Annotated in this window: 13 protein-coding genes; 7 read left to right on the top strand and 6 right to left on the bottom strand. The window is 45.4% G+C overall.

Annotated features, from left to right (window positions below; translation table 11 throughout):
• Positions 1-11: 11 nt before the first annotated feature.
• From ICN35_RS01530 to mltG, 3 genes are read right to left on the bottom strand one after another with little or no spacing between them, the layout of a single operon-like run.
• A complete protein-coding gene (locus ICN35_RS01530) occupies positions 12-1,157 on the bottom strand; it encodes a DNA polymerase III subunit delta' (RefSeq protein WP_255535670.1) in 1,146 nt (381 codons plus the stop codon).
• Positions 1,158-1,796 (bottom strand): dTMP kinase, encoded by a 639-nt coding sequence (gene tmk / locus ICN35_RS01525; RefSeq protein WP_216123702.1) that lies wholly within the window; start codon positions 1,794-1,796, stop codon positions 1,158-1,160.
• Position 1,797: 1 nt separating this feature from the next.
• Positions 1,798-2,865: an endolytic transglycosylase MltG gene (mltG, locus tag ICN35_RS01520; protein WP_216123700.1), complete on the bottom strand. Its 1,068-nt coding sequence runs from the start codon at positions 2,863-2,865 to the stop codon at positions 1,798-1,800.
• A 19-nt stretch (positions 2,866-2,884) separates the two neighbouring features.
• Here mltG and ICN35_RS01515 point away from each other — a divergent pair, with 19 nt between their 5' ends.
• Together ICN35_RS01515 and ICN35_RS01510 are read left to right on the top strand one after the other, a co-directional pair.
• On the top strand, positions 2,885-3,883 hold the full coding sequence (locus ICN35_RS01515) for a folate-binding protein YgfZ (protein ID WP_216123699.1): 999 nt from the start codon (positions 2,885-2,887) through the stop codon (positions 3,881-3,883).
• An 18-nt stretch (positions 3,884-3,901) separates the two neighbouring features.
• Positions 3,902-4,759 (top strand): NRDE family protein, encoded by an 858-nt coding sequence (locus tag ICN35_RS01510; RefSeq protein WP_216123697.1) that lies wholly within the window; start codon positions 3,902-3,904, stop codon positions 4,757-4,759.
• A 13-nt stretch (positions 4,760-4,772) separates the two neighbouring features.
• Here ICN35_RS01510 and ICN35_RS01505 read toward each other — a convergent pair whose 3' ends face one another.
• The gene (locus tag ICN35_RS01505; protein WP_215320628.1) at positions 4,773-5,255 is read right to left on the bottom strand and encodes a PaaI family thioesterase; all 483 of its coding nucleotides are present in this window, start codon (positions 5,253-5,255) and stop codon (positions 4,773-4,775) included.
• A gap of 55 nt (positions 5,256-5,310) precedes the next feature.
• On the opposite strand from ICN35_RS01505, the gene ICN35_RS01500 reads away from it, so the two are divergent.
• From ICN35_RS01500 to ICN35_RS01480, 5 genes are read left to right on the top strand one after another with little or no spacing between them, the layout of a single operon-like run.
• Entirely contained in the window at positions 5,311-6,777 is a 1,467-nt protein-coding gene (locus ICN35_RS01500; RefSeq protein WP_216123695.1) for a YdiU family protein, read from the top strand.
• A gap of 34 nt (positions 6,778-6,811) precedes the next feature.
• Positions 6,812-7,222, top strand: coding sequence for a peptide-methionine (R)-S-oxide reductase MsrB (msrB, locus tag ICN35_RS01495; protein ID WP_216123694.1), 411 nt, complete (start codon positions 6,812-6,814; stop codon positions 7,220-7,222).
• 45 nt (positions 7,223-7,267) lie between these two features.
• On the top strand, positions 7,268-7,816 hold the full coding sequence (locus tag ICN35_RS01490) for a septation protein A (RefSeq protein ID WP_215320622.1): 549 nt from the start codon (positions 7,268-7,270) through the stop codon (positions 7,814-7,816).
• The gene (locus ICN35_RS01485; protein ID WP_215320620.1) at positions 7,813-8,097 is read left to right on the top strand and encodes a BolA family transcriptional regulator; all 285 of its coding nucleotides are present in this window, start codon (positions 7,813-7,815) and stop codon (positions 8,095-8,097) included. Before ICN35_RS01490 ends, ICN35_RS01485 begins: the two co-directional genes overlap by 4 nt.
• Positions 8,098-8,143: 46 nt before the next feature.
• Positions 8,144-8,935 (top strand): peptidylprolyl isomerase, encoded by a 792-nt coding sequence (locus tag ICN35_RS01480; RefSeq protein ID WP_216123692.1) that lies wholly within the window; start codon positions 8,144-8,146, stop codon positions 8,933-8,935.
• 28 nt (positions 8,936-8,963) lie between these two features.
• On the opposite strand, the gene ICN35_RS01475 is transcribed toward ICN35_RS01480, so the two are convergent.
• Together ICN35_RS01475 and aroC are read right to left on the bottom strand one after the other, a co-directional pair.
• Entirely contained in the window at positions 8,964-10,133 is a 1,170-nt protein-coding gene (locus ICN35_RS01475) for an MFS transporter (RefSeq protein WP_216123690.1), read from the bottom strand.
• Positions 10,134-10,147: 14 nt separating this feature from the next.
• Positions 10,148-11,263, bottom strand: a complete 1,116-nt coding sequence (gene aroC / locus ICN35_RS01470) for a chorismate synthase (RefSeq protein ID WP_216123688.1) — start codon at positions 11,261-11,263, stop codon at positions 10,148-10,150.
• Positions 11,264-11,299: the final 36 nt, after the last annotated feature.

Genomic DNA, 11,299 nt, shown 5'->3' with positions numbered 1-11,299 from the left:
GCCTGAGCGCCCTAGCCTTCAAAGACTTGCTGATATTGAGAAAGTAATGCTTCTAGTTGAATGCGGCTGGCAAGAGGATGATTTTCTGAACGACGAGCTTGCACTAGCGATTTCCAAAACTGATGGAGTTTGAGGCTTCTGGCGTTTTGCGCCAGGCCTTTCAAAGTTGGAAGATGTTTAGGGTAATAACGAGGACTTCCACCCTGTGAAACCAACTGGAGATCTGAAACCCAACGTTGCATAGTAGCTAGTAAAAATGAATATTGCGCTTTATGAATCTTTTCAGCCGTTTCTAGCCAGGCAATCCGACCGCCCTGTGTCATCGATTGCAATAAAAGACGAGAGGCGGAAATAGCGATAGTTAGCTCATCTTTATCATCTTGATGATGACGAGCGATTAAGGAATCCAACACAGAATAGGGTGCCCCGCCCTGCTCGTCATAGATCGTTTCGATATCCCCATCAATGACTTTAAACCCTGCGATCTGAGGTAGCTGATCTTTTAGCCATGCCAAGCCCTCGCTGCGATTTGGGCGAGGTGCTGTCAACAATCGACAGCGTGATCGTATGGTTGGTAAGACTCGATCAACACGATCCGCCAATAAGATAAAAATAGTATTAGCCGGAGGCTCTTCTAGTGATTTCAATAGAGTGTTAGCTGAATCAGAGCGCAGCATTTCAAGTGGGTAAATTAAGATGATGCGATTACCACCCCGATGCGAACCTATTGAAAGACTTTCGATCGCACTGCGGGTTTCTTCAATCGAGATATTTTTCTTTTCTTTTTTCTCGGCTGGCTCACTATCAGAATCATCGCGAGCAACTTTGCCTTTTTTTGTTACTTCATCTGCCTCATAATCAGCTTGCGGCAAAAGTTTGCGGTGGGTTTCCGGTACCAAAGCAATAAAGTCAGGGTGGTTGCCAGTATTAAACCAATGACATGCTTCACATTGATTACAGGGCTTGCTCGATCCTGGACTGGATTCGCACAGCAAAGCTTTTGCTAATTCAACTGCAAAAGCAAATTTACCAATACCTGATTGACCATGTAACAAAATCGCATTAGGAAACTGCTGAAAGTCTAATCCTTCCCATAAGGGTTGCAGCCATGGTGCAACCTTACTATGTTGCTTCGCCGGAAACATCAAGTCATTCATTTAGAAGTTAATCTTGAGAGCTTGTAAGCCATTCCAAATAGCCTCTGGCGTTTGGGTCGCATCAACTAAGTGAAAGCGCTGAGGATCTTCTTTAGCCCGTCGCAGATATTCTTGGCGTACTTTTTCAAAGAAATTCAGATCCATTTTTTCAAACTTATCCGGCGCCCTTACTTTAGAGCGACGCGCCTCTGCCACTTCGCCAGGTAAATCAAACAAGATGGTTAAATTGGGTTGAAGTAATGTGCCGTTCTCACGACCTTGTACCCATCGTTCCAGATCATTTAATTTCGCAATACTAAGACCTCGGCCGCCGCCTTGATAAGCAAAGCTTGCATCGGTGAAGCGATCTGAAATCACAATCTTTCCGGCCGCTAGTGCAGGCTCAATCACTTGCGCTAAATGCTCGCGGCGGGCTGCAAACATTAACAATGCCTCAGTTTCTAGATTCATCGGTGCATCCAATAGGAGTCCACGCAATTGCTCGCCTAAGGGGGTTCCACCTGGCTCACGAGTCACCACCACTTCATGATTTGGGTAGCACTCTTGCTTCAGCTTGCAGAATGCATCGATATGCGTACTCTTACCAGCACCATCAATACCTTCAAAGCTAATGAAATATCCAGGAAAATTTGCAGTCATATTATTTCGATTTGGGGGCGAGTTTGCGCTGATAGCGATCAACGGCAGATTCATGTTCGCCTAAGGTTTGTGAAAAATGACTCGTTCCATCCCCCTTGGCCACAAAATACAGGGCCTTGCTTTGAGCAGGTCGAACAGCTGCCATCAACGATTCTTTACTAGGCATAGCGATAGGCGTAGGTGGCAATCCTTTGTTCATATAGGTATTGTATGGACTATCTTTGCGCAGGTCTGCCTTACGCAAGTTGCCATCGAAACCTTTGCCAATGCCATAAATCACTGTAGGGTCAGTCTGCAGCTTCATGCCTTGATTGAGTCGATTCAGAAACACTGCTGCTACTAAGCCTCGGTCGCTAGATCGGCCTGTTTCTTTCTCAATAATCGAGGACAAAATCAAGAGTTCATAAGGCGTTTTGAGAGGGGAGCCGGGATCTTTTTGATCCCAAGCTTGTAAAAGTTGTTTTTGCATTGCCACAGAGGCGCGCCGGTAGATATTGATATCGGGTTCATCGGGATCAAATACATACGTATCTGGAAAGAAGATGCCCTCATCGCCAGGATAAGTTAGATTCAGGCTTTGCAATAAAGCTTTTGAGCTAATGCCTTTGGCTTGATGTATCAATGCTGGGTGGGAATCAACTAGAGCACGAAGTTGCCATATAGTCATGCCAGGAATAATGGCGATACTTTCCCGCACTCGATCACCGCGCGCAATCTGTAACAATATTTTTCCGAGGCTCGCGCCTGTCGGCAATAGATAAGTTCCTGGCTTTAATTTTGAACCAACAAATAATGCGCGGGCACTGACTTGAAACGGCAGCACGGGGGTTGATAGACCCTGCTCTTGCAATTGTTGAGCAATACTGCCCAAGCTAGATTGCGGAGAAATTTTGACTTTATAAAGCAATGCCTCTTGAGTATTGGTCTGGCTTGGCACAACAGGCCATAAAAAAATCCCACCATAAATAAATACCAGAGCACCTATCAATACCAGCAGGTAGGATCGTAAGCGACGACCCCAAGTCTTTTTCTGGCTAAAAAAGGATCTTCCCTGAATTTTTCTGCGCATCAGGCTATGATAAAAGGAGATGACACAAACTAATCAAAACACGCAAATTCAAGCACAAGTCCCCTCCTCCGGGCTCACTCCGCTCTCGAAATGGGGCCTCATCTTTGTTGAGGGTCCAGATGCTGCCAGTTTTCTGCAAAATCAGCTCACGAATTCTGTTTTAGGTCTAAACCGCACTATATCGCCTCAAATTGCTTATTCCTATCCATCAGCAAGACTGTTGGGATACTGCAGCCCTAAAGGCAGATTACTTGCCAGCGCATGGGGCGCGTTAATGCCCAGAGATGCAAGCACTGATGACCGATTCGCGCTATTTATTTCTAAGGATATCGCTGCCAGTACTGCCAAAAGGTTGGCAATGTTTGTATTGCGCTCTAAGGTCAAGGTAACTGATGTTTCGGCGCTCTGGAATATTTCTGGATACTTTGACTTGAGTGATGCGATCTCATCTTTCGCAATTAATGACTTTCAAATTGGATTGCGCTTGCCTGATGTGCTCGCTAGCAATCAATCCTATGGTCGTGTATTGATTGCTCAAGAGAAGGTCAATGAATCATGCGATCAGGCTGCACTTGATGTATGGAATGATTTAGAAGTTTTAAGTGCTATTCCCCGTATCGTATTGGCGACGCAAGAACAGTTTGTCCCGCAAATGATTAATTTTGAATCGGTTGCTGGGGTGGACTTCAAAAAAGGTTGCTATCCAGGACAAGAAATCGTGGCCCGTAGCCAATATCGTGGCGCCATCAAAAGACGTCTATTTTTGGCACATATTTCAGAAAAAGACCTACCAATAGACTCAACTCAGCCTGGTACTGAGTTATTTCATAGTCAGGACCCTAGTCAGCCAGCGGGGATGGTTGTTCTATCAGCCCCTAGCCCCTTAGACCCTGGCAGAACCGATCTTCAGGTGGAGTGCAAATTAGAAGCGCTCGAACATGGGGAAATTCATCTAGGAAGCCCCCAGGGACCTGTGTTAAAAGTAGGCTCATTACCTTATCCCTTAATCGAAATCTAATTCTTCCTAAGCCATTTCATGTGCCTGATTCTTTTTGCCTGGAATTCACATCCTGACTACTCTTTAGTAGTTGCGGCGAATCGTGATGAGTTTTATGAGCGCGACACTGAAGGCATCGCCTATTGGCAAGAACACCCCCATGTTTTAGCGGGCAGAGATCGTGCCGATGTCTTGGGTAGTCCTGGTACTTGGCTGGGCTTTACGAAAACGGGAAAGTTTGCCGCCTTAACGAATGTGCGCGCGCCTAGCGAAAAGAATCCTGATGCTAGAACACGTGGTGAGCTTTCCTTGATGTATCTCACCAGTAAAGATAAGCCGGCCGAGTTCATGGGAGAAAACTCGAAACGCTTTAATCAATACAACGGCTTTAATTTATTGATGGCAGATTTAAGCGATCCACAAAATGCAGAAATGCATTGGGTCAGTAATCGCATGTTAGTAGGTCAAAATATTCGCCCTCGTAAAGTCTTTCCGCATCAACCGCTTAACCCTGGCGTGTATGGTTTATCTAATGCGATGCTGGATACTCCTTGGCCTAAAGTCAATCATCGGGTAGCAGCTTTTGCCCAAGTATTGGCAATGGATCATGGTCAGCTCAAAAGTGCCGATCAATATCTTAAGCTATTAGCCGATACCCACCATGCTAGCGATCATGAATTACCCAGCACCGGTGTTAGCAGAGAGTGGGAAAAAGCGCTATCCCCTGCGTTCATCAAAACACCCTCGTATGGAACACGTTCCAGCACTGTTTTAAGAGTCCGTAAAGATGGGCAATTTGAGATGGTGGAACGTCGCTTTGATGCTAGCGGTACTGTTGGCCATGATGTCGTCACCGGCGCATTAAGTACCGCGCCTGGCTCAAATCTATCAGTTTAAAAACGCGTTCATTTTATTTTGAACGAAGGTCTTCGTTCACTACCCGCTCACCGCTGCTATCGCGTGTTGGCAGACGCTTAATGTATTGGAATGTTCCCGTTGCCATGCAACAGACTTCCCCTTGATCGTTGTAGAGCTTTGCTTCACAAAATGCCATAGTTGCTGTTCTACGAACTGTATCTGCTTTCACTCGCAAGACTCCATTAGCAGCTTGCATAAAATTATTCTTGAGCTCAATGGTGACTACACTACGATCACTCGGATCGCCAGATCTAGCAGCAACAGCCATCGCGACATCCATCAAGGTTAATAACACACCGCCATGAGCCACTGCCCAGGTATTGGTATGCTCTGGCTTTAGGGCCAAAAGGATTTCTCCCTTTCCCATCTCAGCACTGAGAAAGCGAACGCCCAATAGTTTTAAAAAAGGAACATTTAACTCCTCACCCAAATTGGCGAGTTGAGTTTGGGGATTAATTTGTACTTGTTTAGTCATACTGCTAATTTTAGAGGCTTGAGCACCATTTTGGGAATACACCTAGAATAGCTTGATGGCCTTTACTTTAAGTGGCGATGACGTCTGCCAGATCACCTTTCCGAGCCCAATTCCAGATCCTTATTGGGTAGCATTTTCACCTTCTGCAGCCAATCTTATTCAGCTGGCGGTTTCTCAGGATGGCTTGCCTTCTGATCCCACATGGCTAGAGCTTCTAGCGGGAAACTCCTTAAGTACCGGCAAGCATGATTTTGCTAAGCCAATTGCAACAGTCTATAGCGGTCATCAGTTTGGGGTCTGGGCTGGTCAATTGGGTGATGGCAGAGCGATTTTGCTCGGCGAGACTAATGACCAAGAAATTCAACTCAAAGGTGCTGGCAAAACTCTGTATTCCCGTATGGGTGATGGACGAGCCGTCCTCAGATCTTCTATTCGAGAATTTTTATGTAGCGAGGCCATGAATGCACTCGGCATCCCAACAACTAGAGCGCTTTCAGTTGTTGGTTCAGCATTGCCAGTTGTCCGCGAAACGATGGAGACTGCTGCTGTTTGTGCGCGCTTATCGCCTAGCTTTATTCGAGTCGGTCATTTTGAGCACTTCGCTTCTACACAAAGCATCGTGCGGCTCAAAGAGCTAGCCGATTTATTAATTCAGGATCATTACCCTGAATGCAAAAACAATGTTGAACCTTATCTCGAGCTATTCAAACACATCAGCGTGCGTAATGCCAAGTTAGTGGCGCAATGGCAGTCTGTTGGTTTCTGCCATGGAGTCTTAAATAGTGACAATATCAGCGCACTTGGCCTGACGATGGACTACGGACCATTTGGGTTCTTAGATCATTTTGAAATAGATCATATTTGCAACCATAGTGATCACGGAGGTAGGTACGCATACCATCGCCAACCTCAAATCATGCATTGGAATATGGCCTGCTTAGCCAGCGCCTTCCTACCACTCCTTGAGCTTACTAATGATGAAAGCCAAGCCCAATCAATATTACGTGAAGCTTTAGAAGAATTTCCTGTGGCCTATGCACAAGCATGGCAATCTATATTCAGACAAAAATTAGGGTTACAAACCTCTCAAGATAGCGACATTCAACTGATAGAGCGCTTATTGCAGGCAATGCATGATTCAAGCGTGGATTTCACCAGCTTCTTTAGACAACTTAGCCAAGTTAAATTAGAGCAAGCCATTGAGAAAATCACGCTAAGAGATCAATTCGTCGATCGTGTGGTAATAGACCAGTGGTTTACAGATTATCTTCAGCGCCTCATATCAGAATCTAGTCAAGATGCTGCAAGAATGCAGGCGATGAACTTAGTGAATCCTAAATATATTTTGCGTAATCATTTAGCACAAGCGGCTATTGATAAAGCACAACAACATGACTTTTCAGAAATCACGCTATTAATGGATATCCTCAGCAAGCCTTATGATGAGCAGCATGAGCATGAAGAGTATGCAGCGCCACCACCTGCAGATCTAGAAAGAGTTGCAGTGAGTTGCTCTTCTTAAGAGTTGGGAATAGATAATACTTATCGGAGCATAGATGAAAAAAACAGATCAAGAATATAAAAAAATCCTCAGCGATATTGAGTATCGAGTTACTCGTGAAGCGGCAACTGAGAGGCCTTTTAGTGGCAAGTATTGGGATCATTGGGCTCAAGGCAAATATACTTGTGTGTGCTGTGGCACCCCCCTCTTCTTGTCTGATACCAAATTTAATGCTGGTTGCGGATGGCCAAGCTATAACGCCCCTCAAGAGACATCATCTATCAAGGAAGTGCGTGACACGACTCACGGCATGATTCGTACTGAAGTACGTTGTGCCAACTGTGATGCCCATTTAGGGCATGTCTTTGATGATGGCCCCATGCCTACTGGTCTACGTTACTGCATCAACTCTGCCTCTTTGAGCTTTGATCCCAGTGAGAATGCCCAAGCAAGTAAAAAAGACTAAGGCCTTAAAAAGGCTTGTGAGCTAAATAGCGGGATAATCCTACCTATGAAATTTTTATTTGACCTCTTCCCCATTATTCTGTTCTTTATCGCCTTTAAATTTGGTGATATCTATACGGCGACTATCGTAGCCATGGTTGCCACCATCGGACAGATTCTCTGGGTCTATTATCGTCATCGCAAAATCGATGCAATGCAATGGGTCAGCCTGGTGATGATTATTGTCTTTGGAAGCCTAACCATTTTCTTGCACGATAAGACCTTTATTCAATTGAAGCCAACCGCCCTCTATTGGCTCTTTTCAGGTGCTTTGCTTATCAGTGCACAGTTCTTTAATAAGAATTGGATTGAAGTATTAATGGGTAAGCAGGTAAGCCTCAAACCTGAGAGTTCCCACTCTGTATGGCATCGACTCAATCTGGCATGGTCAGCCTTCTTTTTCTTCATGGGCGCCCTCAACTTATATATTGCATTTGAATATTCTGAGGAAACCTGGGTCAATTTCAAACTCTTTGGCAGTACTGGACTACTGGTAGCCTTTGTCATCATCCAAGGTGTTTGGCTATCACGCCATATGGAGCATCCAGAACAATGACCCTTAACCAAAAACGCATTGCCCTATTTGAAGAAGATTTAAATAAGGCTTTTGATATTCAACGGCTACAGATCGAAGACGAGAGTCATCTGCATGCGGGGCATGCGGGTGCAGCCTCAGGCGGTGGACACTTTAAGGTCACCATCGTTGCCCCAGAATTTCAGGGATTAACTCTGGTCGCCCGTCATCGGGCAATTTACGCCGCTTTGCATCGCCATATTCCTAGCGAAATCCATGCCTTAACGATTACTGCCCAGACTCCACAGGAAGCCAACATCTAGCCTGCTTTACACTCTTGCAATCCATTACTTTTACTTGATAGTCACCATGTTAAATACCCGTCACCTGATCTCTTTTAGCCTAGCCGCACTCCTGATTTCAGCGCCAGCTTTTGCGCAAAATGCAGCCATCGTGAATGGCAAGTCCATCCCCAAAGCTCAGCTAGATAAATTGGTGCAAAAGTCAGGGCAAGGAGACAACCCTCAGGTACGCGATCAAGCACGTGAAATGCTGGTGACTAAAGAATTAATTCTGCAAGAGGCTGATAAACGTGGTGTGATTCAAAAAGAATCTGTGCGTGAACAGTTAGAGCAATCGCGCGTAGGCATCTTAGTTGCTGCTGTATTTGAAGACTATATCGAAAAAGAAGGTGTCACTGAGGCTGAACTCAAGGCTGCTTATGAATCGGTTAAGACGCAATATACCGGCAAGGAATACCATGTCGAGCATATTTTGGTTGAGAAAGAGACTGATGCAAAAGCCATCATTGCTCAAATCAAAGCCGGCGGCAACTTTGGAGAGATTGCTAAAGCCAAGTCAAAGGATCCGGGTTCAGCGACGAACGGCGGCGACCTTGGCTGGGTAAATGACAAAGCACTTGTTCCAGAGTTCTCTAAGGCAATGGTGCAACTAAAGAACGGTCAAATGACTGATAAACCAGTGAAATCACAGTTTGGCTGGCACATCATTAAGACAGTTGACTCTCGAGATATGAAGGCGCCTAGCTTTGACGAACTCAAGGCAGAGTTGAAACAGATGATTGCTTCTGATCAAAATTGGCAGAAAGCTAAATTTACCGAGATGATGCAAAAACTTCGTGCGAAGGCAAAAGTTCAGTAAGCATTGCTGAGTAAGGGCTCTTGGCTTCTTAACTACCAACCTTTTCAGTTGGATGGTGATGAGGTCTCATTTTCTGAATTGCCATCCCCGCTATTCCACAAGCAAAAGCGGACATCACAAAGACATCTCGAGGTTGAGAAAGATCCCAAATCCAACCGGCACATAGTCCACCAATAGTGCCGCCTAAACCGTAAGAAACGGTAGCCATAATGGCTTGCCCCCTTGCTTGTAAGGGACCAGTAAACCAGCGCTGCAGTAATTTTGTGGCAGCACTGTGGTGAGCTGCAAAAGTAGCAGCGTGCATCAACTGCGCAACAATCAATACAGAAGTGATTGGTAAAAAGGCAGTCAGAATGAAGCGGATGACACCAATTCCAAATGCCCCTTGCAATATCACCTCGGCATCCAAACGGCTCAGCAATTTATTTTGGAAGTAAAAGAAGATTACTTCTGCGGCAACTCCTAAAGCCCAAAACAAGCCGATATGAAATTTGTCGTAACCAAGGTCTGCCAGATAAAGCGAATAGAAAACGTATAAAGCAGCATGGGCGAAGATCATGAAAAAGCCAGAGATCAAAAACCACCTTACGTCTGGATTAAAAAGCACAATGAGTAACTCGCCTTTCACCATTTTGCGACGCTCCATCTTGGGCTCGTGCAAGAAAAAAGTAATGAGTGCCAAAGCAAATAACACAATGACGCCAACTATTGGATATAACTCAATACCTTTACGCTGAAATAATTCACCTGCAAATAAAACCATGGTGATGAACCCGATTGAACCCCATAAGCGCAGGCGTCCATAACGCTGATCAAACGAATTATCTTTGTATAAAGCATGAATAGTTGCCGTCTCGCCCAAAGGCATTTGACTACTCAAGATCGTATGTAATACAAACATCCAAATAAAGAAGCTGAAGTAGCTATGTAAAAAAAAGATACATACGAAGACTAAGGCGGCTAAACAAGCACAAACACGAATGATGCCGATGCGATTAGAGAGGTAATCTGAAAGCCAACCCCAACTAAATGGACCAACGATACGGGTAATTTGTAGCATCGACATCAGTACAGCAATCTCGATGACATTAAAACCATGATCTAAGAAGAAAAGGCTGGCATACGGTGAAACCAAGCCAACATAAGCAAAATATAAAAAGAAAAAGGACCCGAAGGCCCAGCGAAGCGAAGGCGTCATCTTAGTGGGATTTACTAATCGCTTTTGGAGCCAGGTCGTGCCGCAGGAATAGGCGATACCTCAAGCTTGACATCGGCGCACTGAGCGCGATGACGCAATGCATGATCCATGAGGACTAAAGCCAGCATCGCTTCAGCGATTGGGGTTGCTCGTATACCAACACAAGGATCATGACGTCCCTTAGTTTGAACAGTCATGGGCTTACCATGGAGATCAATGGATTGTTTAGGGCTCATGATGCTTGAAGTTGGTTTGATCGCAATCGATACTCGCAGGTCTTGACCAGTGCTGATGCCACCCAATGTACCGCCGGCATGATTGCTGGCAAAGCCATCAGGAAATAATTCATCACCATGTTCACTGCCGCGCTGAGCCACTGACTGAAAGCCAGAACCAATTTCAACTCCTTTTACAGCATTGATCCCCATCATGGCATGGGCAATATCTGCATCAAGCTTATCAAACAAGGGCTCTCCAAGACCGATAGGTACATTACGAGCACGCACCTCAATTCGAGCCCCACAAGAATCTCCTGCTTTGCGCAGTTCATCCATATAAGTCTCTAATTGCGGAATGATCTTGGCATTCGCAGCAAAAAAAGGATTTTGTTCAATCTGTGCAACATCCTCGAACGGAATTTCGATATCGCCGAGTTGGCTCATATAGCCGTAAAACTCTGTGCCGTATTGTTGCTGCAGCCATTTTTTTGCAATAGCTGCAGCTGCCACAACAGGTGCTGTGAGGCGAGCTGAAGAACGGCCGCCGCCCCGTGGATCACGCAGTCCATATTTATGGTGATAGGCATAGTCGGCATGACCAGGTCGGAATGTTTGCAATATATCGCCGTAGTCTTGACTCCGTTGGTCGGTATTGCGTATCAATAGACCAATGGGCGCACCGGTCGTTTTGCCTTCAAAAACACCCGACAAAATCTCAACCCTATCTTCTTCTTTGCGTTGAGTGACGTGACGAGAGGTGCCAGGCCTACGACGATCTAGGTCAGTTTGTAGATCAGCCTCACTCAAAAGCATGCCGGGAGGGCAACCATCAACCACAGCCCCGATCGCGGGACCGTGTGATTCACCAAAAGTGGTAACAGTAAAAAGAAGGCCTAAAGTATTTCCTGACATACCCACATTATGTCATTTGTCCTGAATATTCGACTA

Source organism: Polynucleobacter sp. es-GGE-1, from assembly GCF_018882005.1.
In the GTDB taxonomy this organism is placed as follows: Bacteria; Pseudomonadota; Gammaproteobacteria; order Burkholderiales; family Burkholderiaceae; genus Polynucleobacter.
The sequence above is the reverse complement of the archived record's forward strand: the minus strand, read 5'-3'. Positions and strand labels throughout refer to the sequence as shown.